Origin of the sequence: Streptomyces sp. NA02950 (genome assembly GCF_013364155.1) — a bacterium.
Classification (GTDB): Bacteria; Actinomycetota; Actinomycetes; order Streptomycetales; family Streptomycetaceae; genus Streptomyces.
In genome coordinates, this window is the sequence record NZ_CP054916.1 from 2,841,195 (window position 1) to 2,865,599 (window position 24,405).

General features: G+C 70.2%; 20 protein-coding genes and 5 tRNA genes. 11 read left to right on the forward strand and 14 right to left on the reverse strand.

The window, feature by feature from the left end; translation table 11 throughout:
- Position 1 precedes the first annotated feature (1 nt).
- Positions 2 to 1,432: a 3-isopropylmalate dehydratase large subunit gene (gene leuC / locus HUT19_RS11895; protein WP_176180446.1), complete on the reverse strand. Its 1,431-nt coding sequence runs from the start codon at positions 1,430 to 1,432 to the stop codon at positions 2 to 4.
- 143 nt (positions 1,433 to 1,575) lie between these two features.
- Between leuC and ndgR the strand changes: the two genes are divergently transcribed.
- Entirely contained in the window at positions 1,576 to 2,292 is a 717-nt protein-coding gene (gene ndgR / locus HUT19_RS11900; protein ID WP_176180447.1) for an IclR family transcriptional regulator NdgR, read from the forward strand.
- Between the two features lie 143 nt (positions 2,293 to 2,435).
- On the opposite strand, the gene HUT19_RS11905 is transcribed toward ndgR, so the two are convergent.
- On the reverse strand, positions 2,436 to 2,927 hold the full coding sequence (locus HUT19_RS11905) for a DUF4188 domain-containing protein (protein WP_176186778.1): 492 nt from the start codon (positions 2,925 to 2,927) through the stop codon (positions 2,436 to 2,438).
- A gap of 93 nt (positions 2,928 to 3,020) precedes the next feature.
- On the opposite strand from HUT19_RS11905, the gene HUT19_RS11910 reads away from it, so the two are divergent.
- Positions 3,021 to 3,659, forward strand: a complete 639-nt coding sequence (locus tag HUT19_RS11910; RefSeq protein WP_176180448.1) for a MerR family transcriptional regulator — start codon at positions 3,021 to 3,023, stop codon at positions 3,657 to 3,659.
- A gap of 85 nt (positions 3,660 to 3,744) precedes the next feature.
- Here HUT19_RS11910 and HUT19_RS11915 read toward each other — a convergent pair.
- The 8 genes from HUT19_RS11915 to HUT19_RS11950 form a co-directional block, all read right to left on the reverse strand.
- Positions 3,745 to 3,817 (reverse strand) — tRNA-Glu (locus HUT19_RS11915).
- A gap of 24 nt (positions 3,818 to 3,841) precedes the next feature.
- Positions 3,842 to 3,913: transfer RNA gene (locus HUT19_RS11920), tRNA-Gln, on the reverse strand.
- Positions 3,914 to 3,926: 13 nt separating this feature from the next.
- Positions 3,927 to 3,999 (reverse strand) — tRNA-Glu (locus tag HUT19_RS11925).
- Between the two features lie 31 nt (positions 4,000 to 4,030).
- Positions 4,031 to 4,103: transfer RNA gene (locus HUT19_RS11930), tRNA-Glu, on the reverse strand.
- 52 nt (positions 4,104 to 4,155) lie between these two features.
- Positions 4,156 to 4,227: transfer RNA gene (locus tag HUT19_RS11935), tRNA-Gln, on the reverse strand.
- A gap of 165 nt (positions 4,228 to 4,392) precedes the next feature.
- Entirely contained in the window at positions 4,393 to 5,880 is a 1,488-nt protein-coding gene (gene gltX / locus HUT19_RS11940) for a glutamate--tRNA ligase (RefSeq protein WP_176180449.1), read from the reverse strand.
- Positions 5,873 to 6,664 carry a fumarylacetoacetate hydrolase family protein gene (locus HUT19_RS11945; protein WP_176180450.1) on the reverse strand — a complete coding sequence of 264 codons (792 nt, stop codon included), beginning with the start codon at positions 6,662 to 6,664 and terminating at the stop codon, positions 5,873 to 5,875. Before HUT19_RS11945 ends, gltX begins: the two co-directional genes overlap by 8 nt.
- Positions 6,665 to 6,805: 141 nt before the next feature.
- Complete coding sequence (locus tag HUT19_RS11950; RefSeq protein ID WP_176186780.1) at positions 6,806 to 6,985, reverse strand: hypothetical protein; 180 nt, start codon at positions 6,983 to 6,985, stop codon at positions 6,806 to 6,808.
- Between the two features lie 590 nt (positions 6,986 to 7,575).
- Between HUT19_RS11950 and HUT19_RS11955 the strand changes: the two genes are divergently transcribed.
- The 8 genes from HUT19_RS11955 (at position 7,576) to HUT19_RS11990 (ending at position 18,117) form a co-directional block, all read left to right on the forward strand.
- Positions 7,576 to 11,538 (forward strand): nitrate- and nitrite sensing domain-containing protein, encoded by a 3,963-nt coding sequence (locus tag HUT19_RS11955; protein ID WP_176180451.1) that lies wholly within the window; start codon positions 7,576 to 7,578, stop codon positions 11,536 to 11,538.
- Between the two features lie 9 nt (positions 11,539 to 11,547).
- Positions 11,548 to 11,961: a roadblock/LC7 domain-containing protein gene (locus tag HUT19_RS11960; RefSeq protein WP_009714795.1), complete on the forward strand. Its 414-nt coding sequence runs from the start codon at positions 11,548 to 11,550 to the stop codon at positions 11,959 to 11,961.
- A 105-nt stretch (positions 11,962 to 12,066) separates the two neighbouring features.
- Positions 12,067 to 12,477 carry a DUF742 domain-containing protein gene (locus HUT19_RS11965; protein ID WP_176180452.1) on the forward strand — a complete coding sequence of 137 codons (411 nt, stop codon included), beginning with the start codon at positions 12,067 to 12,069 and terminating at the stop codon, positions 12,475 to 12,477.
- The gene (locus HUT19_RS11970) at positions 12,458 to 13,042 is read left to right on the forward strand and encodes an ATP/GTP-binding protein (RefSeq protein ID WP_176180453.1); all 585 of its coding nucleotides are present in this window, start codon (positions 12,458 to 12,460) and stop codon (positions 13,040 to 13,042) included. The genes HUT19_RS11965 and HUT19_RS11970 overlap by 20 nt, the downstream gene beginning before the upstream one ends.
- Positions 13,043 to 13,377: 335 nt before the next feature.
- A complete protein-coding gene (locus tag HUT19_RS11975) occupies positions 13,378 to 16,392 on the forward strand; it encodes a nitrate- and nitrite sensing domain-containing protein (protein ID WP_176180454.1) in 3,015 nt (1,004 codons plus the stop codon).
- A 10-nt stretch (positions 16,393 to 16,402) separates the two neighbouring features.
- Positions 16,403 to 16,816: a roadblock/LC7 domain-containing protein gene (locus tag HUT19_RS11980; RefSeq protein ID WP_009714795.1), complete on the forward strand. Its 414-nt coding sequence runs from the start codon at positions 16,403 to 16,405 to the stop codon at positions 16,814 to 16,816.
- Positions 16,817 to 16,898: 82 nt separating this feature from the next.
- The gene (locus HUT19_RS11985) at positions 16,899 to 17,558 is read left to right on the forward strand and encodes a DUF742 domain-containing protein (RefSeq protein WP_176180455.1); all 660 of its coding nucleotides are present in this window, start codon (positions 16,899 to 16,901) and stop codon (positions 17,556 to 17,558) included.
- On the forward strand, positions 17,539 to 18,117 hold the full coding sequence (locus HUT19_RS11990) for an ATP/GTP-binding protein (RefSeq protein ID WP_176180456.1): 579 nt from the start codon (positions 17,539 to 17,541) through the stop codon (positions 18,115 to 18,117). Before HUT19_RS11985 ends, HUT19_RS11990 begins: the two co-directional genes overlap by 20 nt.
- Before the next feature lie 130 nt (positions 18,118 to 18,247).
- Here HUT19_RS11990 and HUT19_RS11995 read toward each other — a convergent pair whose 3' ends face one another.
- Both HUT19_RS11995 and HUT19_RS12000 read right to left on the reverse strand, forming a co-directional pair.
- Positions 18,248 to 18,493, reverse strand: a complete 246-nt coding sequence (locus HUT19_RS11995; RefSeq protein ID WP_176180457.1) for an acyl-CoA carboxylase subunit epsilon — start codon at positions 18,491 to 18,493, stop codon at positions 18,248 to 18,250.
- Between the two features lie 41 nt (positions 18,494 to 18,534).
- Entirely contained in the window at positions 18,535 to 20,118 is a 1,584-nt protein-coding gene (locus tag HUT19_RS12000; protein WP_176180458.1) for an acyl-CoA carboxylase subunit beta, read from the reverse strand.
- Between the two features lie 290 nt (positions 20,119 to 20,408).
- Here HUT19_RS12000 and HUT19_RS12005 point away from each other — a divergent pair, with 290 nt between their 5' ends.
- Positions 20,409 to 21,074 (forward strand): YceI family protein, encoded by a 666-nt coding sequence (locus HUT19_RS12005; RefSeq protein WP_176180459.1) that lies wholly within the window; start codon positions 20,409 to 20,411, stop codon positions 21,072 to 21,074.
- 71 nt (positions 21,075 to 21,145) lie between these two features.
- Here the strand turns inward: HUT19_RS12005 and cimA are convergent, their stop codons facing one another.
- Positions 21,146 to 22,744, reverse strand: coding sequence for a citramalate synthase (gene cimA / locus HUT19_RS12010; RefSeq protein WP_176180460.1), 1,599 nt, complete (start codon positions 22,742 to 22,744; stop codon positions 21,146 to 21,148).
- Between the two features lie 467 nt (positions 22,745 to 23,211).
- On the reverse strand, positions 23,212 to 24,297 hold the full coding sequence (locus HUT19_RS12015; protein WP_176180461.1) for a branched-chain amino acid aminotransferase: 1,086 nt from the start codon (positions 24,295 to 24,297) through the stop codon (positions 23,212 to 23,214).
- Positions 24,298 to 24,405 lie beyond the last annotated feature (108 nt).

Here is a 24,405-nt window from a genome sequence, read left to right on the forward strand (position 1 = left end):
CTCAGGCCCCCACGGGAACGGTTGCGTCGACGTCGGACAGATCGGCGGGCGAAGCCAGATGGCCCAGTACCGCGGTGGCGGCGGCCACCTGCGGGGAGACCAGATGGGTACGGCCGCCCTTGCCCTGCCTGCCCTCGAAGTTGCGGTTGGAGGTGGACGCCGACCGCTCACCGGGCGCGAGCTGGTCGGGGTTCATGCCCAGACACATCGAGCAGCCCGCGTGGCGCCACTCGGCACCGGCCGCGGTGAACACCTTGTCCAGCCCCTCTTCCACGGCCTGGAGCGCGACCCGCACCGAGCCGGGGACCACCAGCATCCGCACCCCGTCGGCCACCGAACGGCCCTGGAGGACCGAGGCGGCGGAGCGCAGGTCCTCGATGCGGCCGTTGGTGCAGGAGCCGACGAAGACGGTGTCGACCGCGATGTCCCGCAGCGGCTGACCCGCCGTCAGACCCATGTACTCCAAAGCCTTCTCGGCGGCCAGCTTCTCGCTCGCGTCCTCGTAGGAGGCGGGGTCGGGCACCGAGGCCGACAGGGGCGCGCCCTGGCCGGGGTTGGTGCCCCAGGTGACGAACGGGGCCAGCTCGGAAGCGTCGATGACGACCTCGCGGTCGAAGACGGCGCCCTCGTCGCTGCGCAGGGTGCGCCAGTACGCGACGGCGGCGTCCCAGTCGGCGCCCTGGGGGGCGTGCGGGCGGCCCTCCAGATAACGGAAGGTGGTCTCGTCCGGGGCGATCATGCCCGCGCGGGCCCCCGCCTCGATGGACATGTTGCACACGGTCATCCGGGCCTCCATCGAGAGCTTCTCGATGGCGGAGCCGCGGTACTCGATCACATAGCCCTGACCGCCGCCGGTGCCGATCCTGGCGATGATCGCCAGGATCAGGTCCTTGGCGGTGACGCCGTCGGGCAGCTCGCCCTCGACCGTGATCGCCATGGTCTTGAACGGCGCCAGCGGCAGCGTCTGGGTGGCCAGCACATGCTCGACCTGGCTGGTGCCGATGCCGAACGCGAGCGCGCCGAACGCGCCGTGGGTGGAGGTGTGGCTGTCGCCGCAGACCACGGTGGTGCCGGGCTGGGTCAGTCCCAGCTGCGGTCCCACCACGTGGACAACGCCCTGCTCGACATCGCCGAGCGGGTGCAGCCGTACGCCGAACTCCGCGCAGTTCTTGCGCAGCGTCTCCAACTGGGCGCGGGAGACGGGGTCGGCGATCGGCTTGTCGATGTCGAGGGTCGGGGTGTTGTGATCCTCGGTGGCGATGGTGAGGTCGGTGCGACGGACCGGGCGTCCGGCCTTGCGCAGGCCGTCGAACGCCTGCGGGCTGGTCACCTCGTGCAGCAGATGCAGATCGATGAAGAGGAGGTCGGGCTCGCCATCGGCGTGCCGGACGACATGGTCGTCCCAGACCTTCTCCGCGAGTGTCCGTCCCATCGCTTTCCCTCCGGCCGGCGTCGCTGCGCGGCCCAAACTCGTGTCGAGTGCGTGCCCTGGTCTGCGGGCCCGCCATTCCAGGGTGGCGGGTCTCCCGGAAAATTGAACTTGCGTTTCACAGTGTGAGACGCGAGTATCGTTGCATGGACAACTCTAGTGGCGTCGGCGTTCTCGACAAGGCGGCTCTGGTTCTGAGCGCTCTGGAGTCCGGTCCGGCCACCCTCGCCGGGCTGGTCGGGGCGACGGGCCTGGCGCGCCCCACGGCACACCGGCTGGCGGTGGCGCTCGAGCACCACCGGATGGTGGCGCGTGACATGCAGGGCCGTTTCATCCTGGGTCCGCGGCTGGCCGAGCTGGCCGCGGCGGCGGGCGAGGACCGCCTGCTCGCGACCGCCGGACCGGTTCTCACCCACCTGCGGGACGTGACGGGCGAGAGCGCGCAGCTCTACCGGCGCCAGGGCGATATGCGGATCTGTGTGGCGGCGGCGGAGCGGCTGTCCGGACTGCGGGACACCGTGCCGGTCGGCTCCACACTGCCCATGAAGGCCGGCTCGGCCGCCCAGGTGCTGATGGCCTGGGAGGAGCCGGAGCGGCTGCACCGCGGGCTCCAGGGGGCCCGTTTCACGGCCACGGCCCTGTCGGGCGTACGGCGGCGGGGCTGGGCCCAGTCGATCGGCGAGCGGGAACCGGGCGTCGCCTCGGTCTCCGCGCCGGTGCGCGGGCCCTCCAACCGCGTGGTCGCCGCCGTCTCGGTCTCCGGACCGATCGAGCGGCTGACCAGGCACCCGGGCCGGATGCACGCCCAGGCCGTCATCGACGCCGCCGCGCGGCTCTCCGACGCCCTGCGCCGGGGCAACTGAGCAACGCCTCCTGGGGCTCGGTTCTCCCCCAGCCACCGCTGGGATGTGCCCCCGCCGGGGTGCCGAAGCCCCTGTCGACGGTCGACCGCGCCCCTTCGGCTCACTCGCCGGGCAGCATCCGTACGGGAAGGCGCCGGCGCGCCTCAGGCGCGCTTCAGCGACAGCCGGTCGGCCGCGCGATCCCCGCGGCGGCCGACCGGGACCACTCCGGTGGCCTTCCCCAGGCCGAATTCCGGCATGTTGATGTACACCGACTCATGGGCACCGGCCGGGACCACATAGGTCTCGTGCCAGAAGCCGACCTTGTCCCTGCCCTCCCGTATCCGGCGGTTGAACGCCGCCCAGGCGGGGCGGTGCTCCTTGTCCTGCGCCACGGAGTACTCCAGCAGCTTGTCGTGCGACGACCAGTACTGGACCACGTAGATCACCCGCGGCGGACCGAACAGCAACTGGTAGCCCAGCATTCCGCTCTCCTGGTCCCGCGACAGCTCGCGCAGCATCCGCGGCATCGCCTTGAACACCGGCAGCCAGCTGCGCAGCGCCCGGAAGCGGTTGATGCGCATACCGATCAGAAAGACGGTCACCTCCCCCTCGGCCTCGGCGGTCATACGCCCTGCAAGCAGCTCGGCACCCATGGTGATCCCCTCGTTCCGCGTCCGCGACATGATTGGATAGCGGTGCTATCCATGATGGGATAGTGCCACTCTCCAAGGGAAGGTGCAACAGGTATGCGACTGGCTGAGCTCAGCGAGCGCAGCGGAGTGTCCACCGCGACGATCAAGTACTACCTGCGCGAGGGGCTGCTGCCGCAGGGCGAGCGGATCACCGCCACCAAGGCGGAGTACGGCGAGGAGCACCTGCGCAGACTTCGGCTGGTCCGGGCGCTCATCCAGGTCGGCCGGATGCCGGTGGCCACCGCCCGCCAGGTGCTGGACGCCGCCGAGGACGAGTCGCTCAGCGAGAACACCCGGATGGGAGCGGCGGTCTGGGCGCTGCCGCACGGCCCCGAGCCCGACGACGACGACCCCGGAACGGCGCTCGCCCGCGAACAGGCGGACACCCTGCTGGAGCGGCTGGAGTGGACGCACTGCCGTCAGCTGGGCGACACCTCCCCCGCGTACCGGATGCTGGTGTCGGGCATCGCGACCCTGGACCGCCTCGGATATCCGCATGAGACCGACCACTTGCAGCTGCACGCCCGGCTCGCGGCCGAACTGGCCGTCGCGGACCTGGATCTGGTGGAGACCTACGCACCACAGGAGCGGATCGAGGCGGTCGTCGCACTGACCGTGTTGTACGAACCGGTGCTGCTGAGCCTGCGGCGGCTGGCGGAGACCGAGGAGTCCCACCGCCGTTTCGACACCTGAGGGAGCGCGTTTCCGGGCACCGCCCCGGGCCCCGGCCCCGGATACGCGAAAGGCCCTCCGCGCATTGCGGAGGGCCTTTCTTCTGTACCCCCGACCGGATTCGAACCGGCGCTACCGCCTTGAGAGGGCGGCGTGCTAGGCCGCTACACAACGGGGGCCTGATCAGCACAAGCTGTACTGCGCTGGGCTACCAGGACTCGAACCTAGACTAAATGAACCAGAATCACTCGTGCTGCCAATTACACCATAGCCCATGGTATAGACCAGTACCCCCGACCGGATTCGAACCGGCGCTACCGCCTTGAGAGGGCGGCGTGCTAGGCCGCTACACAACGGGGGCCCTAGCGATCTCTCGTTTCCGAGAAGATCCGTACCCCCGACCGGATTCGAACCGGCGCTACTGCCTTGAGAGGGCAGCGTGCTAGGCCGCTACACAACGGGGGCTTGGTCCTGCTTTGATCAAGAGATCTCCGGAGAATTCCGCGAAGCTCTCTTGCTGGGGTACCAGGACTCGAACCTAGACTAAGTGAACCAGAATCACTCGTGCTGCCAATTACACCATACCCCACCAAAACGCCACCCCCGTAGGGGTCTTGTCTGGTTCGCGCCTCCGGTCCGGCCTGGCGGCCCGCCCGTCCGGCGCAGGAAGAACATTACCCGATGGTGGACGGGCCACCAAAACGGATTCGTCCTGCGGGGGCGCCGCGAGCCGGGCACCCGGCGCCCCGTGGACTCACGCCGCCAGCTTCGCCAGCGCCGCGTCGATCCGGGCGAGTGTGCGCTCGCGCCCCAGGATTTCCAGCGATTCGAACAGCGGCAGACCGACCGTACGGCCGGTGACCGCGACCCGCACCGGGGCCTGGGCCTTGCCCAGCTTGAGGCCGTGCTCCTCACCGGCCGCGAGCACCGCCTCCTTGAGCGGCTCGGCCGCCCACTCCGCCTCGGCCAGCCTGGCCCGGGCCGTGGTGAGCAGCGCGTCCGCGCCCGGCTTCATGGCCTTCGCCCAGGACGCCTCGTCCGCCACCGGCTCCGCCAGAAAGAGGAAGTCGACGTTGGCCGTGATGTCGGACAGCACCGTCAGCCGGGTCTGGGCCAGCGGCGCCAGCGCCTCGAAGGCCGCGGTGTCGAACCGCTCGGGGGCCCAGGGCGCGTGCGGCGCCTGGAGCCAGGGAGCGCACGCCTCGATGAACGCCTTCACGTCCAGCCGCCGGATGTGATCGGCGTTGATCGCCTCCGCCTTCTTCAGGTCGAAGCGGGCCGGGTTGGCGTTCACGTCCGCGATGTCGAACGCCGCGACCATCTCGTCGATCGAGAACACGTCCCGGTCGGCCGAGAGGGACCAGCCCAGCAGGGACAGGTAGTTGAGCAGCCCCTCGGGCAGGAAGCCGCGCTCGCGGTAGAGGTTCAGCGACGACTGGGGGTCGCGCTTGGAGAGCTTCTTGTTGCCCTCCCCCATGACGTAGGGGAGGTGGCCGAAGGCGGGCACCGGACCGCCGCCCACCCCGATCTCGGCCAGCGCGCGGTACAGCGCGATCTGGCGCGGGGTGGAGGACAGCAGGTCCTCACCGCGCAGCACGTGGGTGATCTCCATCAGCGCGTCGTCCACGGGGTTGACGAGCGTGTAGAGCGGGGCGCCGTTGGCCCGCACGATGCCGTAGTCGGTCACGTTCTCCGGCGTGAAGGTCAGCTCGCCGCGGACCAGGTCGGTGAAGGCGATCGGCTCATCGGGCATCCGGAAGCGCACGATCGAGGAGCGCCCCTCGGCCTCGTAGGCCGCGATCCGCTCGGCGGTCAGGGTGCGGCACTGGCCGTCGTAGCCGGAGGGACGCCCGGCCTCGCGGGCGGCCTCGCGGCGCGCCTCCAGCTCCTCGGCGGTGCAGTAGCAGCGGTAGGCGTGCCCGGCCTCCAGCAGCTTGTCCGCGACGTCCCGGTAGAGGCCCATCCGCTGCGACTGGCGGTAGGGGGCGTGCGGACCGCCGACTTCGGGGCCCTCGTCCCAGTCGAAGCCCAGCCAGCGCATCGCGTCCAGCAGCTGTTCGTACGACTCCTCGGAGTCGCGGGCCGCGTCGGTGTCCTCGATACGGAAGACCAGGGTGCCGCCGTGGTGGCGGGCGAAGGCCCAGTTGAACAGAGCGGTCCGGACCAGCCCGACATGGGGGTTGCCGGTCGGCGAGGGACAGAAACGAACCCGCACGGGGGCGGGGGAGCTTGCGCTAGCCACGCTTGATCACCTTGTTGGTGAGAGTGCCGATGCCTTCGATGGTGACGGCGACCTCGTCGCCGACGGAGAGCGGGCCGACGCCCGCCGGGGTGCCGGTGAGCACCACGTCGCCCGGGAGCAGTGTCATGGCCTCGGTGATGTGCACGATCAGATCCTCGATCGGGCGCACCATCTCGCTCGTACGGCCCAGCTGACGCTGTTCACCGTTGACCGTGCACATGATGCCGAGATCCGCGGCACGCGTCAGGTCGATATCGGTCTCCACCCAGGGGCCCAGCGGGCAGGAGGTGTCGAAGCCCTTGGCCCGCGCCCACTGCTCCTCACGGCGCTGCACATCACGCGCGGTGATGTCGTTGGCGCAGGTGTAGCCGAGGATGACGTCCTTGACGCGGTCACGCGGGACCTCGCGGCACATCCGGCCGATGACCACGGCCAGCTCGGCCTCGTGGTGCACCTCGGAGGAGAACGAGGGGTACACGACCGGGTCACCGGGGCCGGTCACCGAGGTGGACGGCTTGAAGAAGGTGACCGGGACGTCGGGGACCTCGCTGCCGAGTTCGGCGGCGTGCTCACGGTAGTTGCGGCCGATCGCGACGACCTTGTTCGGCAGCACGGGCGGCAGCAGCCGGACCTTGCTCAGCGGGATCTTCTGTCCCGAGCGCTCGAAGTCGGCGAAGGGATGGCCCTTGATGATGTCGATGACCGGGCCGTCCTGGCCGGACGGCTCACCCTCGACCACTCCGAAGGCGACGTTGCCGTCGATGGAGAACCTGGCGATGCGCACGGGAAGCTGCTGCCCCTCAACTGGAAACCGGACTCGCTGGAGACTGACGCTCCAGGCTATCGCTCCGCGTCCCGCGCGCCGCCGCGCCGTCGGCCGGGGCGGTGGTGTTCACCGCGGCCGGCCGCCCGGGCGGGCCCGGGTTCAGTGGGCCGGAGCCTCGGTCAGCACGGTGCGCCGGGGGTTGGCGGTCTGGACCGGCAGGTCGACGGAGTGCTCCGGCCGCTCCTCGGTCGCGGTCCGCAGCTCCTCGGCGTCCTTCAGATGCGCCAGGGTGGTGCGCCGCGGATTGGCTATGGTGCGGAACATCATCGTCGTCTTCACTGGGGTCATGCCTCGCTGTTGTCGTATCGACGGGCTGTGTAAAGCGTCAGGCTAGAGGCGGCCTTGCCCATGGGTTCGCAGAAAAAGTCGGCGACAGCATGTGATTTTGCTCACGAATCATCGGGCAAATGCCACATTGAAGACAGTTGATTCAATCACCCTAAACGGACATTGCCGTACTGAACCTGACGTTCCGCTCTTGATCATGGCTAGCCGGACACGCGATGTGCATGTTCGAGTCGTTCCCAAACGTCCGTTATCGCCGACACGGCTTTCTACGTCCGGTAATAAAGCCCGTACACAGCGTCACGCACATCACGGCCTCCCCCCTTGCCCTTGTTGCAGCATCCGGCACTGTGCTGGAATTCCCGGGACCGCCGTGGGAATCATCCCGGCGCGCACGGGGGCGCAGAGAGGCTGCCGAGCGGCGGAGTTCCTCTTGTTCGATACGAAAGGAAGCGCGCCGGTCACTCACGATCGACAGGGGGGATCGCGGTCCCCCACGACTCGACACCGCTTCGTCGTTGGCCGATGAAGCGCCTGGTCCAGAGGTTGCGACGCTAGTGCAGGGACGTTTCAAGAGGGATGGAATGGGGGCTCCCCAGGCCCGCCAGGGCCGAGGGGAAGCTTCGGCGGACCCGGAGCCGCGTGGTGGGACCGAGCGCGGCTCCACGCCCCAGCGCGCCCAGGGCACCGGCAGGCCGCCGGCCGACCAGGGCTCCGAGTCCGGCGTGCTGAGCGCCCAGCAGACCAGCAAGCCCAGCGACGGCGAGCCCGCCGAGCAGCCCAAACCCAAGAGCCCCAGCGGGCCGGGCAACCGCATGGCCCTGCGCAACTGGCGCATCAGCACCAGGCTGGTCTCCCTGCTCGCGCTCCCCGTCGTCGCCGCGACCACCCTGGGCGCCCTGCGGATCCAGGACTCGCTCGACAACATCGAGCAGCTGGACCAGATGAAGCTGCTCACCGAGATGACGCAGCAGGCCACCCAGCTGGCGAGCGCCCTCCAGGAGGAGCGCGACAAGTCGGCGGGGCCGCTGGCGGGCAAGGGCAACGCCAAGGACGACCGGGTCGTCTCCACCCGTGAGGACACCGACCGCGCCATCTCGGCGTTCCGCAACGCCACCGACAGCATCGACCCCGGTGAACAGTCGATGGCCGGTGTGCAGTCCACGCTCGTCGACATCAGCCGTCAGCTCGGCAAGATCAATGAGATCCGCGACACGGCGTACGACAACCGCCAGTACTACTCGCTGACGGTCCAGAACTACAACGAGCTGATCAACTCGCTGCTGTCGCTCTCCCAGGACATGGCGCAGGCGACCAGCAACCGCGCGATGATCAACAACACCCGCGCGCTGGCCACCTTCTCCTCCGCGAAGGAGTACGCCTCCATCCAGCGCGCGCTGATCAGCGCCGCGCTCGCCGACCCGGACGGCGCCGAGTTCTCCGCCAACGACCGCCGCTTCGCCAAGACCGCGGTGGACAAGGAGAACGAGGCCCTCGGCCGGTTCAAGCAGATCCGCCAGGGCAACTCCGAGGACCTTCTCGAGCCGCTGGACAGCCGCCCGGACATCAAGGCGGCGACCATGTACGCGGACCGCGCGGTGCGCGACCCGGACGGGCTCAAGGCCGAGAAGCGCACCGATCTTGACTGGTACGACCAGGACAGCATCAAGATCGAAGAAATGGGCAAGATCGAGGAGACGCTGCTCGGCGAGATGCAGCAGAAGGCTCGTGAGCTCCGTCAGGACGCCCAGCAGGACGCGATCATCAACGGTGCGCTGATCCTGCTCGTCCTCGGCGTCTCTCTCGTCGGCGCCTTCGTCGTCGCCCGCTCCATGGTCCGCTCGCTGCGCCGGCTCCAGGACACCGCGCAGGACGTCGCCCAGAAGCGGCTGCCCGAGTTGGTCAAGCAGCTCTCCGAGTCCGACCCGCAGGACGTGGACACCTCCGTGGAGTCCGTCGGTGTGCACAGCCGGGACGAGATCGGCAAGGTGGCCACGGCCTTCGACGACGTGCACCGCGAGGCGGTCCGCCTCGCCGCCGAGCAGGCGCTGCTGCGGGGCAACGTCAACGCGATGTTCACCAACCTCTCGCGCCGCAGCCAGGGCCTCATCCAGCGTCAGCTCTCGCTCATCTCCGAGCTGGAGAGCCGCGAGGCCGACCCGGACCAGCTGTCCTCGCTGTTCAAGCTGGACCACCTGGCCACCCGCATGCGCCGTAACGGTGAGAACCTGCTGGTCCTCGCCGGTGAGGAGCCGGGCCGCCGGTGGACCCGGCCGGTTCCGCTGGTGGACGTGCTCCGCGCCGCGGCCTCCGAGGTGGAGCAGTACGAGCGCATCGAGCTCAGCTCGGTCCCGGCGACCGAGGTCGCGGGCCGGGTCGTCAACGACCTCGTCCACCTCCTCGCCGAGCTGCTGGAGAACGCCACCTCGTTCTCCTCGCCGCAGACCAAGGTCAAGGTGACCGGTCACGCCCTGCCCGACGGGCGGGTGCTGGTCGAGATCCACGACACCGGTATCGGACTCTCGCCCGAGGACCTGGCCGCGATCAACGAGCGGCTGGCCAGCCCGCCCACGGTCGATGTGTCGGTCTCCCGGCGCATGGGTCTGTTCGTGGTCGGCCGGCTGTCCCTGCGGCACGGCATCCGCATCCAGCTCCGGCCGTCCGACTCGGGCGGTACGACGGCGCTGGTCATGCTGCCCGTCGATGTCGCCCAGGGCGGCCGTAAGCCGGGTGCCCAGGCCCCCGGCGGCGGCAAGGCCGGTGCGGGCGCCCCGGGTTCCGGCGGACCGGGCAACGGCGGGCCGGAGAACGGCGCGGCGGGCCTGCTGGGCTCCGCCCCCTCGCGGCGCCCCGTCCCCGGTACGGGTGCGCGCACCGCGCTGCCCGGCACCGGCGGCGGCTCCACCGGCAGCGGACTGCCGACCCGGCCAATCGGTGCCGGGACGGGTCCGCAGGGCGGCGCCCCCTCCGGCGGCAGCCTCTTCGACAGCGGACGGCCGCCCGGCCCCCGGGGCAACTCCTTCACGGGCCCCGGCGGTCCGGGCGGCCCCGGCGGCAACTCCAGCCGCCCGCCGCTTCCGCAGCGCGGTGACGGCCCGACCGTCGCCCCGCCGACCGGTGCTCCGGCCCGTGCCGACTCCGGCGACCAGGGTGCCCGTCCGCAGCTCCCCTCGCGTGACCGCGCGCCGGAGCTGCCCGCCCCCACCCAGCCCGGCACCAGCTGGGGCGCGCGCCGCGCCGCGGCGGGCGACGACTGGCCGACCGGTCCGCGTGACGCGGGCGACGCGCCGCGCGGCCATGAGGAGGCCGACTCCACCGGCCAGTTCGCCCGGCCGGACCTCGGCGGTGCTCCATCGGAGCGGCATGATCCGTTCGGCAGCCGCGGACCCGGTGACACCGGTGAGTTCCCGCAGCCCGACCTGGGCGACGGCCCCAATATGTTCGAGCCGCGCCGCGGACCGGGCGACACCGGCGAGTTCGCGATGCCGGGCCGGCCGGACGTCCGCGGCCCGCAGGACGCGGGACGCGGACCGGGCGACACCGCCCCGTTCGAGCGCCCCGACTTCAGCCAGGGCCCCGGCGACACCGGCCAGTTCGCCCGCCCGGAGCTGGGCCAGGGTCCGGGGAGCACGGGTGAGTACGCCCGTCCCGACCTCGGGCAGGGCCCCGGCGACACCGGCCAGTTCGCCCGCCCGGAGCTGGGCCAGGGTCCGGGGAGCACGGGTGAGTACGCCCGTCCCGACCTCGGGCAGGGCCCCGGGAGCACCGGCGAGTACGCCCGCCCGGAACTCGGCCAGGGCCCCGGCGACACCGGGGAGTTCGCCCGTCCGGAGGTCAACGACGCCGGACCCGGCGACACCGGGGAGTTCCCGCTCCCCCAGAGCGGGCGCGGCACCGCCGAGCAGGAGGACGCGCTGCCGCCCGCTGGTCCCGGCGACGGCCGTACGCCGATCTTCGACACCATCGAGTCGAACTGGTTCCGCGGGCAGACCGAGTCCACCGGCACCTCCGGTGAGGACTCCCGGTACCCGTCGGCGCCGTCGCAGCCCGCCCGGCCGAGCGGGCCCGCGCGGCCGGCCGAGCCCATCGCGTCGGAGCCGCCCGTATCCGGGCCGCCCGCTCCGGCCGTTCCCCCCGCCCCGCGCCGCGAGCCGCAGCCGGCGTCCCGTGGCACCGGCGAATTCGCCGGACTCCACGGCACGGCCGGTGCGAACGCCGCCGGTGCGGGTGGTCTCAACGGCACCGGTTCCTGGCGGTCGGCCAACGACGAGCGCTGGCGCCGTGCCGAGCAGATCCGTGAGCCCGCCGCTGGCGGTGTCACGTCGTCCGGGTTGCCACGACGGGTGCCCCGCGCGAATCTCGTGGAAGGCGCCGCGCAGCCGGCCCAGGCCGACCAGAGCGGACCGCAGGTGTCTCGTGCGCCCGATGATGTACGCGGGAGGCTGACCAACCTCCGCCGGGGGATCCAGCAGGGCCGTCGGGCCGGAACCGGTTTCGACGGCAATCACGATCGCGGCGTAGGCCCGACTTACCAGCAGGAGCGTTAGTTGAGCCCGATGAGCCAGGCGGCGCAGAATCTGAACTGGTTGATCACGAACTTCGTGGACAACACCCCCGGGGTGTCCCACACGGTGGTGGTCTCCGCCGACGGACTCCTTCTGGCGATGTCCGAAGGCTTCCCCCGTGACCGAGCCGATCAACTGGCGGCGGTCGCCTCCGGCCTGACCTCTCTCACCGCCGGAGCCTCCCGCATCTTCGAAGGCGGCGCGGTCAACCAGACCGTCGTCGAAATGGAACGAGGCTTTCTCTTCATCATGTCCATCTCCGACGGATCGTCCCTGGCGGTCCTCGCCCACCCCGAGTGCGACATCGGCCTGGTCGGCTACGAGATGGCCCTGCTGGTCGACCGCGCGGGCAATGTCCTCACCCCGGACCTCCGCGCCGAACTGCAAGGCAGCCTGTTGAACTGACCCATCGACCATCCGACGCCCGCCCCGCCCGGTCCACCGGGCGGCCCCCCACCGGCACCGACCGACGGCACGAACCGTCACCTTGTTGTCCGACCGGAGGACTCCATGACCCCGCCCCCTGCCTCGCCCGGCCCGTACGGCGGCCACCACCATTCGCCGTACGGGGGTGAAGGCGACCAGCCATTGGTGCGCCCGTACGCCATGACCGGAGGCCGGACCCGGCCGCGGTACCAGCTCGCCATCGAGGCACTGGTCAGCACCACGGCCGATCCAGCCCATCTGGCGGGGCTGCTCCCCGAGCACCAGCGCATCTGCCATCTGTGCCAGGAGGTCAAGTCGGTCGCGGAGGTCTCGGCGCTGCTGAACATACCGCTCGGTGTGGCGCGGATCCTGGTGGCCGACCTGGCCGAGGCGGGCATGGTGGCGATCCACCAGCCCGGTGGCGGTTCGGAAGCGGGCGGTACCCCGGATGTGACACTGCTCGAAAGGGTGCTCAGTGGACTTCGCAAGCTCTAGCGGCGCTCCGCCCGCGCGCGCGACCACCTCGGCGAAGATCGTGGTGGCGGGCGGCTTCGGCGTGGGCAAGACCACGTTCGTCGGCGCGGTCTCGGAGATCAACCCGCTGCGCACCGAAGCCGTGATGACCTCCGCCTCGGCGGGGATCGACGACCTGAGCCATGTCCAGGACAAGACCACGACCACCGTGGCGATGGACTTCGGGCGCATCACGCTCGACGACGATCTGATCCTGTATCTGTTCGGCACCCCGGGTCAGGACCGATTCTGGTTCATGTGGGACGACCTGGTCCGCGGTGCCATCGGCGCCGTGGTGCTGGTGGACACCCGCCGCCTGGCGGACTGCTTCCCGGCCGTGGACTACTTCGAGAACTCCGGTCTGCCCTTCGTCATCGCCCTCAACGGCTTCGACGGCCACCAGCCGTACAGCCCCGAGGAGGTGCGCGAGGCCCTCCAGATCGGACCGGACACCCCCATCATCATCACCGACGCCCGCCACCGCAGCGAGGCCAAGAGCGCGCTGATCACCCTGGTCGAGCACGCGCTGATGGCCCGGCTCAAGTAGGAGCCGGCCTCCGGAAGTTGTCCGGAACGGATGTCGGAGCGGGCCGTGTCGGACGACACGGCCCGCTCTCCCATTCATAACGTTTCGACAGAGAAAAACTTCCGGGCCGCCACCGAGTGCGTTCAGTCCGCTTCGGACCGCACTCAATTGGTTCGGTATTTGACACACCTCACCCTTAACGCCCGTTTTATCTCTGGTCTAGACAACAGACTGACCGTTTTGCGCAGTGTTTGGAAAGCACCTGCGCGGCGTGCTGGAATTCGCTGAACTGGGCAGTAAGGGCTCAGCTGGAACGGCACAACATCAGGTGCCGACGCCGAGAGGTTGTTGGTCGAGTGAGGCGAAGCAAGGCGGACTCCGTGCAAGAGGCGCGAGGGAACTTCACCCCGCCGCCGCGTACGCGCACAGCGGCGTCGCCCGCCGATGCACCCGATCCGCCCGCCGGCAGCGGCGGCCGGTTCTCCCCGCGGAACTGGCGGGTCCGCACTCGGCTGTACGCAATTCTGCTGATTCCGGTGCTGGTCGCCCTGGTCTTCGGTGGATTCCAGGTCGCCGCGTCGGTCAAGACCTGGAGCGAGGCACAGGACGCCGAGCGCACCGCGCGGGTCGTCCGCGCCGCCGCGACCTACGGCCAGGCAATCATCGACGAGCGCGACCGCACCGCCGGTCCGCTGCTCAGCGGCACCAACGCCGATGTGGTGCGCAAGGCCCGGTCCGCCACCGACCAGGCGCGCGAGGAATTCGACGAAGCCGTCAAGGACATGCCGCAGACGGCGACCCTCAAGCGGCGCCTCGCGGCGTTCAGGTCGGCCGAACCGCAGCTCACAGCGCTGCGCCGGAACGCCTACACCGACCGCCTCGACGGTGTGAAGACCGAAGAGGGCTATGTCGCGGTCCAGCACGCACTGACCGAGTTCGCCAATGAGCTGGGTCTGGGCACCGGCAACATCACCTCCTACGGCCGCACGGTCTACGCGGTCTCCCTGGCCAAGGGCGCCGAGTCGCTCCAGCGCTCCATCGGCACCCATCTGCTGGTCAAGCCCGGCCCCTCCGCGGCCGAGCGCAAGGTCCAGCTGACCGCCTTCGGCTCGTACGTCTACCTGGAGGGCATCGCGCTCGGGGAGTTCACCTCCGCCGGTATGCCCGAGGACGTCTCGAAGCTCGAGGACACCATGGCCGCGGCCGACAAGCGCGGCAAGGCACAGCTCGCCGAGGCGAAGCGGAAGGCCGAGGCCGCGGGGCAGAAGTTCACCACCCCGCCCTCCATGAAGCGGATGCTCACCGCCATCGGCAGTGGTGCCTCGCCGCAGGAGCTGAAGGCCCGGGGTATCACCCCGGACGTCTGGTTCAACACCGCCACGGGCAAGTTCGACGCCTACCGCGAGGTCGAGCAGAGCCTGGTCAACAAGGCGGTGAACGAGGCAGCGCAAATCTCTTCGGATGCAAAGCGCGATGCGATCGTCAACTCCGCGATCGTGGTGCTCGCGCTGCTCGCCGCGTTCGTCGTGGCCGCCCGGATGGCCCGTTCGATGAGCCGCAGCATGCAGCAGCTGCGCAACGCCGCCTTCGACGTCGCCGAGCAGCGGCTGCCCATGCTGGTCGACCAGCTCTCCCGGAACGACCCGGGACGGGTGGACACCCGCGTCGCCCCGATCCCGCTCAACAGCCAGGACGAGATGGGCGAGGTGGCCCGCGCCTTCGACCAGGTGCACCGCGAGGCGATCCGGCTCGCGGCCGAGCAGGCGATGCTGCGGGGCAACGTCAACGCAATCTTTACGAACCTTTCCAGTCGCAACCAAGGACTCATCGAGCGGCAGCTCACCCTGATCTCCGAACTGGAGAGCCGGGAGGCCGATCCGGACCAGCTGGAGCACCTCTTCCGGCTCGACCACCTGGCCACCCGTATGCGGCGCAACGGCGAGAACCTGCTGATTCTCGCGGGCGAGGAGCCGGGCCGACGCTGGAACCAGCCGGTGGCGCTGATCGACGTCCTGCGCGCCGCCTCCTCGGAAGTGGAATCGTACGAGCGGATCGAGCTCGCGGGGATCTCCGAGGGCGACATCCACGGCACCGCGGTGACCGACCTGGTGCACCTCCTCGCCGAGCTGCTGGAGAACGCGACCACCTTCTCCTCCCCGCACACCAAGGTGCGGGTCACCGCGACACGGCTGCCCGACGGCCGGGTCATGGTGGAGATCCACGACAAGGGCATCGGGCTCACCCCCGAGGACTTCGCCGACATCAACCACAAGCTGGCCAACCCGCCGACAGTGGACGCGGCGGTCTCCCAGCGCATGGGTCTGTTCGTGGTCGGCCGCCTCGCCGACCGGCACGGCATCCGCGTCCAGCTGCGCCCCTCCGGGGAGCAGGCGGGGACCACCTCGCTGGTGATGCTGCCCGAGGCGATCACGCACGGCGGAGGCGGCGAGGAGCTGCCCCCGGACGACTTCACGGTCTCCCGGATCGTCCCCGAACAGCAGCACTCCTACCAGGACCAGCCGGCCGTCACCCAGCGGACCGCCGCCGAGCTGGGCTTCGACGACTCCCCGTACCCCCAGTACCAGGGCCAGTACAGCGGGATGCAGGCCGCGCCGCACGAGCAGGAGCCCCGGCGCGACCCCACCCCCGCGGAGCCGGCCCAGCCGTCCTACGAGGCGCCCTCCTACGCTGAACCGGAACCGCACTACCGCTCTCAGTCGGAGACCGGACAACAGCCGTACGTCGGTTACAACTCACCCTCCCAGCAGGGAGAGTGGGGCGATTCCGGATCATTCGAGATGCCCTACGCATCGCAGTTCGGGACCCAAACGGAATCCGGACCCAGCGCTCCCGAAGTCTCCGGGGAGCGCGTAGAGTTCCACCGTCCGGGCCCCGCCCCGAGCGACAGCCGCTCTCGGACCGACGCCTGGCTTCCGCGTCGGGACAAGCAGTGGCAGCCGTCCGGGGACCCAGGGGCACAGGGAGTGGCCGGTGAGCCTCCGGCGCCCGCGGCGCCGGAGCGGCCTCAGCAGGCTCCCCGGCAGGTGGACACCGGCCAGGACCAGTGGCAGTCGGCAAACGACCAGCGCTGGCGCCGGGCCGAGCAGCTCCGCGAGCCGAAGGCCGGCGGGGTCACCTCCTCCGGTCTGCCCCGGCGGGTACCCAAGGCCAACCTGGTCGAGGGCGCCGCCGAGCAGTCCGGACAGGGCGGCCCCCAGGTCTCCCGCGCCCCGGAGGACGTCCGCGGCAGGCTGAGCAACCTGCGGCGCGGCGTCCAGCGGGGACGCACCGCGGGATCCGGGATCCCCGGGCGTGACCAGCATGACCAACAGGGCTACGGCCCCGGCAGCACCTACGATCAGGAGCGTTAGTGTGAGCCCGATGAGCCAGGCGGCGCAGAACCTGAACTGGTTGATCACGAACTTCGTGGACAACACCCCCGGGGTGTCCCACACGGTGGTGGTCTCCGCCGACGGACTCCTTCTGGCGATGTCCGAAGGCTTCCCCCGTGACCGAGCCGATCAACTGGCGGCGGTCGCCTCCGGCCTGACCTCTCTCACCGCCGGAGCCTCCCGCATCTTCGAAGGCGGCGCGGTCAACCAGACCGTCGTCGAAATGGAACGAGGCTTTCTCTTCATCATGTCCATCTCCGACGGATCGTCCCTGGCGGTCCTCGCCCACCCCGAGTGCGACATCGGCCTGGTCGGCTACGAGATGGCCCTGCTGGTCGACCGCGCGGGCAATGTCCTCACCCCGGACCTCCGCGCCGAACTGCAAGGCAGTCTTCTCAACTAGCAAACATGGAGTGCGTTCCGCGCCACCGCGCCATAAGGTGCGGTGGCGCGCACGGCAAGACAGGCGAGTTGGAGGAGGACACGTGGCAACGCCCCCTAGCGGATACCCGTACGGCCCCGGGCAGCCGTCCGAGCCGCGCGGAGAAGCCCCGCTGAAGCGCTTCAACTTCCCCTCCGCGCCCAGCAACCAGGCCCACTCCCAGGAGCCGGACGACCGGCACCAGCAGCCGCTGCCCCCGCAGCGGCGGCCGCAGCAGGGCCACCAGCAGCCGTATCCGCCCTCCTACGCGCCGCCGGGGCCGCCGGAGGGGCCGCGGTACGAGCCGTCGCCCCCGCCGCGTATCCAGCCCGTACAGCCGCCCGCGCGCCCCGCCCCGAACCCCTCCCCCACGGGCGGCACCCACAACCCCCTGGTGCGGCCGTACGCCATGACCGGGGGCCGGACCCGGCCCCGGTACCAGCTCGCCATCGAGGCGCTGGTGCACACCACGGCCGAACCCGCCCAGCTCCAGGGCCAGCTGCCCGAGCACCAGCGGATCTGCCATCTGTGCCGCGAGATCAAGTCGGTCGCCGAGATCTCCGCACTGCTCACCATCCCCCTGGGCGTCGCCCGGATCCTCGTCGCCGACCTGGCCGAGGCCGGGCTCGTCGCCATTCACCAGCCCGGCGGCGAAGAGTCCGCCGGCGGCCAGCCTGACGTGACACTGCTCGAAAGGGTGCTCAGTGGACTTCGCAAGCTCTAGCGGTGCAGCCCGCTCCACCACCTCCGCGAAGATCGTGGTGGCGGGCGGCTTCGGCGTGGGCAAGACCACGTTCGTCGGCGCGGTCTCGGAGATCAACCCGCTGCGCACCGAAGCCGTGATGACCTCCGCCTCGGCGGGGATCGACGATCTCACCCACGCGCCGGACAAGACCACCACCACGGTGGCGATGGACTTCGGCCGTATCACGCTCGACCAGGATCTGATCCTGTACCTGTTCGGCACCCCCGGTCAGGACCGGTTCTGGTTCATGTGGGACGACCTGGTCCGCGGTGCCATCGGCGCCGTGGTGCTGGTGGACACCCGCCGCCTGGCGGACTGCTTCCCGGCCGTGGACTACTTCGAGAACTCCGGTCTGCCCTTCGTCATCGCCCTCAACGGCTTCGACGGCCACCAGCCGTACAGCCCCGAGGAGGTGCGCGAGGCCCTCCAGATCGGCCCCGACGCCCCGATCATCGTCACCGACGCCCGCCACCGCAGCGAGGCCAAGAGCGCGCTGATCACCCTGGTCGAGCACGCGCTGATGGCCCGGCTGCGCTAGGTCCTGGCGCTACCGCCGGTCCCGTACCGCGAAAATCCCCCGCTCTCCGTGGAGAGCGGGGGATTTTCGCTGTTTGCGTCAGGTCCGGACGATGTGCGGTCGCCCGGCGGCGAGACGCGGGACCCGGTGCTCAGCCCTGCCAGCTGTGCGGGGCGCGGAACGCCGACTGGCGCTCCAGACGGCGCCAGCGCGCGGCGCTGCGGCGCGGGCGGACCGAGGCACCGGTGCGGCGGTGGCCGGCGGTGGCGGCGGCGCGGGCGAGGAGGACCGCGGTGACCGCGGCCAGTTCCTCGGCGTCCGCGTGGCCCTTCTCGACGCGGACGAGCGTGGCCGCCACCGCGGCGGCGGTATCGGCGGAGTCCGGAGACGTACTCATGGTGGGCTTCTCCCTCTGTTCCCTCTGTCGCGATGCCGCGGTCACTGCGGCGGGTTGCCGTGCTTACGGGACGGCAGGTCGGCGTGCTTGTCGCGCAGCATCGCCAGGGACCGGATCAGGACCTCACGGGTTTCGGCCGGGTCGATGACATCGTCGACCAGGCCCCGCTCGGCCGCGTAGTAGGGGTGCATCAGCTCGGACTTGTACTCCTTGACCATGCGCGCGCGCATGGCCTCCGGGTCGTCCGAGTCGGCGATCTGGCGGCGGAAGATCACGTTGGCCGCGCCCTCCGCGCCCATCACCGCGATCTCGTTGGTCGGCCAGGCGTAGGTCAGGTCCGCACCGATGGACTGGGAGTCCATGACGATGTAGGCCCCGCCGTACGCCTTGCGCAGGATGACCGAGATACGCGGAACCGTGGCATTGCAGTACGCGTACAGCATCTTCGCGCCGTGCCGGATGATCCCGCCGTGCTCCTGGTCGACACCGGGCAGGAAGCCGGGCACGTCGAGCAGCGTGATCAGCGGGATGTTGAAGGCGTCGCACATCTGGATGAAGCGCGCGGACTTCTCCGACGCCTCGATGTCCAGCACTCCGGCCAGCGACTGCGGCTGGTTGGCGATGAAGCCGACCACCGCGCCGTCCAGGCGGGTCAGGGCGCAGATGATGTTGGTCGCCCAGCGCTCGTGGACCTCGAGGTAGTCGCCGTCGTCGACGATCTCCTCGATGACCTTGCGCATGTCGTAGGGGCGGTTGCCGTCGGCCGGGACGAGGTCGAGCAGCGCCTCGCCGCGCCGGGACGCCGGGTCGTCGCACTCGGCGACCGGCGGGTTCTCCCGGTTGTTCTGCGGCAGCAGCGACAGCAGGTAGCGCACCTCCTCCAGGCACGTCTCCTCGTCGTCGTAGGCGAAGTGACACACACCGGAGGTCTCGGCGTGCACATCGGCGCCGCCCAGCCCGTTCTGCGAGACCTTCTCGCCGGTCACCGCCTGGACCACATCGGGTCCGGTGATGAACATCTGCGAGGTCTCACGGACCATGAACACGAAGTCGGTGAGGGCCGGGGAGTAGGCGGCGCCGCCCGCGCACGGGCCGAGCATCACGCTGATCTGCGGGATGACACCGGACGCCTTGGTGTTGCGCTGGAAGATGCCGCCGTATCCGGCGAGCGCGGAGACGCCCTCCTGGATGCGGGCTCCGGCACCGTCGTTGAGGGACACCAGCGGGGCCCCGGCCGAGATGGCCATGTCCATGATCTTGTGGATCTTGGTCGCGTGGGCCTCCCCCAGCGCCCCGCCGAAGATCCGGAAGTCGTGTGCGTAGACGAACACCGTCCTGCCGTGGACGGTCCCCCAGCCAGTGACGACCCCGTCGGTGTAGGGCCTCTTCGCTTCCAGCCCGAAGCCGGTCGCGCGGTGCCGCCGCAGCGGCTCCACCTCGTTGAAGGACCCCTCGTCCAGCAGCAGATCGATCCGCTCGCGAGCCGTCAGCTTGCCCTTGGCCTTCTGGGCCTCGGTCGCCCGCTCGCTCGGGCCGCGCCGAGCCTGCTCGCGGATCGCGTGCAGCTCGGCGACGCGCCCGCGAACGTCACTCGCCTCAGCGGGCGCACCTTCGAGATTGGTCATGCATCGACGGTACGTTCCCGGACCCCTGGAAACGCATGTCAATTCCATACAACGTCGGACGCGTTTTGGTGGGCAGGCGGAACAGAACTAGGCAGTGGATTCCGCGTCACCTGGTGCGTCGTACCACTTTCGCCGCTGTGGGTCCTCCACAAACTTCCGACCCCCGCACCGTCACCGTCCGAGCTTGACCACCCGGATGGTCCGCAGCCGCCGGGGCGGAACCGATCACGACAGAGATGTTGAAACGTGAACTGAATGGGTCCACGCTCCACCGCGTCCATGGTTGTTCAATGTTCAACCACATCGGCCCGGAGGAGGAGCCACGGCTCTGTTCCGTCGCCACACCCCCCAGCAGTACGACCCCCGGCGCCGCGGCCGCCGGCTCCGTGACCGCACCGGACCCGGCGCTCGCCGCCCTGACCGGTGACTACAGGATCGACCCGGCCCACAGCACCATCGGCTTCACGGTGCGGCACGCGATGGTCACCAATGTCCGCGGATCGTTCTCCGACCACCGCGGCACCCTGGACCTCGACGGCGCCGACCCGTCCCGCTCGACCGCCTCGATCGACATCACCATCGCCAGCGTCGACACCGGGATCAAGGACCGCGACGCCCATCTGCGCAGCGCCGACTTCTTCGATGCCGAGACCTTCCCCCTGATGACCTTCCGCAGCACCGCCGCGGAGCGGCTCGGCGGCGACCGCTACCGGATCACCGGCGATCTGACCATCAAGGACGTGACCCGCCCGCTCTCCATCGACCTGGAGTTCAACGGCTCGGCCACCGAGGTGTACGGCAACGAGCGGGTCGGCTTCGCGGGCGGCGCCGAGATCCTGCGCTCCGAGTGGGGCCTGACCTGGAACGCCGCGCTGGAGACCGGCGGCGTGATGGTCGGCGACAAGGTCCGGCTGACCTTCGACATCTCCGCGATCAGGAACACCGCGCGGGACTGACCCGAGCCCCCGCGCACACCCGCGGCCCCGGCAGAGCCACGCCCCGAGGGCATTGCCGGGGCCGCGGCCGTTCACTCCTGCGGTTCCACCCCGGCCCGCAGCAGCCCGTAGGCGTAGGCGTCGTCCAGCGCCTGCCAGGACGCGGCGATCACGTTCTCCCCGACGCCGACCGTGGACCACTCCCCCTTGCCGTCGGTGGTGGAGACCAGCACCCGGGTCGTGGACTGCGTTCCGTGCTTGCCCTCCAGGATGCGGACCTTGTAGTCCACCAGCTCCAGCGCGGCCAGCTCCGGATAGATCCGCTCCAGGCCCACCCGCAGCGCGCGGTCGAGGGCGTGGACCGGACCGTTCCCCTCCGCCGTGGAGACGATCCGCTCACCCTTGGCCCACAGCTTCACGGTGGCCTCGTTGGCGTGGATGCCGTCCGGGCGGTCCTCGACGATCGCCCGCCAGGACTCGACCCGGAAGAAGCGGCGGGCCCGGCCCTCCGCCTCGGCGCGCAGCAGCAGTTCGAAGGAGGCGTCGGCGGCCTCGTAGGTGTAGCCCGCGAGCTCCCGCTCCTTGACGCGCTCGACGACCCGGCCGACCAGCGCCCGGTCATCTCCGAGATCGATGCCCAGTTCCTTGCCCTTGAGCTCGATCGAGGCGCGGCCCGCCATGTCCGAAACCAGCATCCGCATGGTGTTGCCGACCCGCTCGGGGTCGATGTGCTGGTACAGGTCCGGATCGACCTTGATGGCCGAGGCGTGCAGCCCGGCCTTGTGGGCGAAGGCGGAAACACCCACATAGGGCTGGTGGGTCGAGGGCGTCAGATTGACGACCTCGGCGATGGCGTGCGAGATCCGGGTCATCTCCGACAGCGCGCCCGCCGGCAGCACCGCGCGGCCGTACTTCAGCTCCAGCGCCGCGACGACCGGGAAGAGGTTGGCGTTGCCGACCCGCTCGCCGTAGCCGTTGGCGGTGCACTGGACATGGGTGGCGCCCGCGTCCACCGCGGCCAGGGTGTTGGCCACGGCGCAGCCGGTGTCGTCCTGGGCGTGGATGCCCAGACGGGCCCCGGTGTCGGCGAGGACGGTGCGGACCACCGCCTCGATCTGGCCGGGCAGCATTCCGCCGTTGGTGTCGCAGAGCACGACCACGTCGGCGCCCGCCTGGTGGGCGGTGGCCACGACCTGCTTGGCGTACCCGGCGTTGGCGCGGTAGCCGTCGAAGAAGTGCTCGCAGTCGAGGAAGACGCGGCGGCCCTGGGAGCGCAGATACGCGACGGTGTCGCGGATCATCGCGAGGTTCTCCTCGAGCGAGGTGCGCAGGGCCAGCTCCACATGGCGGTCATGGGACTTGGCGACCAGGGTGATCACCGGTGCGCCGGAGTCGAGGAGCGCCTTCACCTGCGGATCGTCCTCGGCGGACACCCCCGCCTTACGGGTCGCGCCGAAGGCGACGAGAGTGGCGTGCTTGAAGTCGATCTCTTCGCGCGCCCGTGCGAAGAACTCCGTGTCGCGCGGGTTGGCTCCGGGCCAGCCGCCCTCGATGAAGCCCACGCCGAAGTCGTCGAGGTGACGGGCGATGGTGAGTTTGTCCGCGACCGTCAGATTGATGCCCTCGCGCTGCGCACCGTCGCGCAGTGTGGTGTCGAAGACATGGAAACCGTCGTCGGGCAGTTCCTTCATGGTGGTCGGGCTCCTGTCGGATGGATCTCGGTCTACCGGAATAACCGGTTCCGCGCCCTCCTATGATCCCTCACGCTCCGCCTCCGGTGGGATGGTCCGGAAAACGAAAAGACCCCTCGCGGGTGCGAGAGGTCTGCGCGCGGGTCTGGGGCACGGTGTCCGCGCCGTACCGGGTCGTACGGGGCGGTCACTGCGGACCGGCGCGCCTGCTGCCAATAATCATGGCGAACGAGAGCACGGGGGCAGTCTGGCACATTCCGCCCCCGGGCTCCCTTCCGTCTCAGTATGCGAACCCCTCCTCTTGGGGGCTCGGTTCTCCCCCGGCTACCGCTGGGAGGTGCCCCGCCGGGGCGCGAAAGCCCCTGTCGACGGTCGACGTGCTCGGTCGCGCGTACCTCGCTCCCCGTGCGCGTCTCCCTTTCGAACAGCGGCGCGCCCCTTCGGCTCACTCGCCGGAGGCACACCACTCAGCCCAGGCGATGCATCCAGCCATGGGTGTCCGGGGCGGCACCGGTCTGGATGTCCAGCAGCGCGCGGCGCAGCTTCATCGTGACCTCGCCGGGCTGGCCGTCGCCCACCGTCCAGCTGCCGCGGGCGGACTTCACCGAGCCGACCGGGGTGATGACCGCCGCGGTACCGCAGGCGAAGACCTCGGTGAGGGATCCGTCCGCGTTCCCCTCACGCCAGTCGTCCACGGAGATCCGGCCCTCGGAGACCTCGTGGCCGAGGTCTCCGGCGATCCGCAGCAGCGAGGCGCGGGTGATCCCGGGCAGCAGCGAACCGGACAGTTCGGGGGTGACGATGCGGTTCCCGTACACGAAGTACAGGTTCATCCCGCCCATCTCCTCGATCCAGCGGCGCTCGATGGCGTCCAGCCAGACCACCTGGTCACAGCCCTGCTCGGCGGCCTGCGCCTGGGCGACCAGCGAGGCGGCGTAGTTGCCGCCCGCCTTGGCCGCGCCGGTGCCCCCGGGGGCGGCACGGACGTACTCCTCGGAGAGCCACACCGAGACCGGCTTGACCCCGCCGGGGAAGTACGCCCCGGCCGGGGAGGCGATCACCACGAACAGGTACTCGTTGGAGGGCCGGACGCCGAGCCCGACCTCGGTGGCGAACATGAACGGCCGCAGGTAGAGCGACTCCTCGCCGGTGCCGGGCACCCACGCCCGGTCCTGGGTGACCAGCGCGTCACAGGCCGCGATGAAGGTCTCCACGGGCAGCTCGGGCATGGCCATCCGGCGGGCGGAGGACTGGAAGCGCTCGGCGTTCTGCTCGGGGCGGAAGGTGGCCACGGTGCCGTCGGGCTGCCGATACGCCTTGAGCCCCTCGAAGATGGTCTGGGCGTAGTGGAGCGTCATGTTCGCCGGGTCGAGCGGCAGCGCGGCGTACGGCACGAGCTGGGCGTCGTGCCAGCCGCGGCCCTCCGTCCACTTGATGGTCACCATGTGATCGGTGAAGTGGCGGCCGAACCCGGGATTGGCCAGGATCCGCTCCCGCTCGGCGTCGGAGAGCGGGTGGGCCGAGGGCTTGAGCTCGATCGTGGGCGTCGTCATGAGTGGTAGTCCTTCACCGTTCGGTTGTCGCGGACCGCGCTCACACTGTCCTGACCGTGATCGGTACGAGGACGTCCAAGTTTCGCATCGCGCACAGCGGCCCCACCA

Excerpts from the sequence above, each read along its gene's own strand:
- HUT19_RS11905 (WP_176186778.1), bottom strand. The coding sequence starts at position 2,927 with ATGGGTGCCGAGCTGCTTGCAGGGCGTATGACCGCCGAGGCCGAGGGG.
- ndgR (WP_176180447.1), top strand. The coding sequence starts at position 1,576 with ATGGACAACTCTAGTGGCGTCGGCGTTCTCGACAAGGCGGCTCTGGTT.
- HUT19_RS12000 (WP_176180458.1), bottom strand. The coding sequence starts at position 20,118 with ATGACCAATCTCGAAGGTGCGCCCGCTGAGGCGAGTGACGTTCGCGGG.
- cimA (WP_176180460.1), bottom strand. The coding sequence starts at position 22,744 with ATGAAGGAACTGCCCGACGACGGTTTCCATGTCTTCGACACCACACTG.
- HUT19_RS12015 (WP_176180461.1), bottom strand. The coding sequence starts at position 24,297 with ATGACGACGCCCACGATCGAGCTCAAGCCCTCGGCCCACCCGCTCTCC.
- HUT19_RS11910 (WP_176180448.1), top strand. The coding sequence starts at position 3,021 with ATGCGACTGGCTGAGCTCAGCGAGCGCAGCGGAGTGTCCACCGCGACG.
- HUT19_RS12005 (WP_176180459.1), top strand. The coding sequence starts at position 20,409 with ATGTTCAACCACATCGGCCCGGAGGAGGAGCCACGGCTCTGTTCCGTC.
- HUT19_RS11980 (WP_009714795.1), top strand. The coding sequence starts at position 16,403 with ATGAGCCAGGCGGCGCAGAACCTGAACTGGTTGATCACGAACTTCGTG.
- HUT19_RS11955 (WP_176180451.1), top strand. The coding sequence starts at position 7,576 with ATGGGGGCTCCCCAGGCCCGCCAGGGCCGAGGGGAAGCTTCGGCGGAC.
- leuC (WP_176180446.1), bottom strand. The coding sequence starts at position 1,432 with ATGGGACGGACACTCGCGGAGAAGGTCTGGGACGACCATGTCGTCCGG.
- HUT19_RS11995 (WP_176180457.1), bottom strand. The coding sequence starts at position 18,493 with ATGAGTACGTCTCCGGACTCCGCCGATACCGCCGCCGCGGTGGCGGCC.
- HUT19_RS11965 (WP_176180452.1), top strand. The coding sequence starts at position 12,067 with ATGACCCCGCCCCCTGCCTCGCCCGGCCCGTACGGCGGCCACCACCAT.
- HUT19_RS11960 (WP_009714795.1), top strand. The coding sequence starts at position 11,548 with ATGAGCCAGGCGGCGCAGAATCTGAACTGGTTGATCACGAACTTCGTG.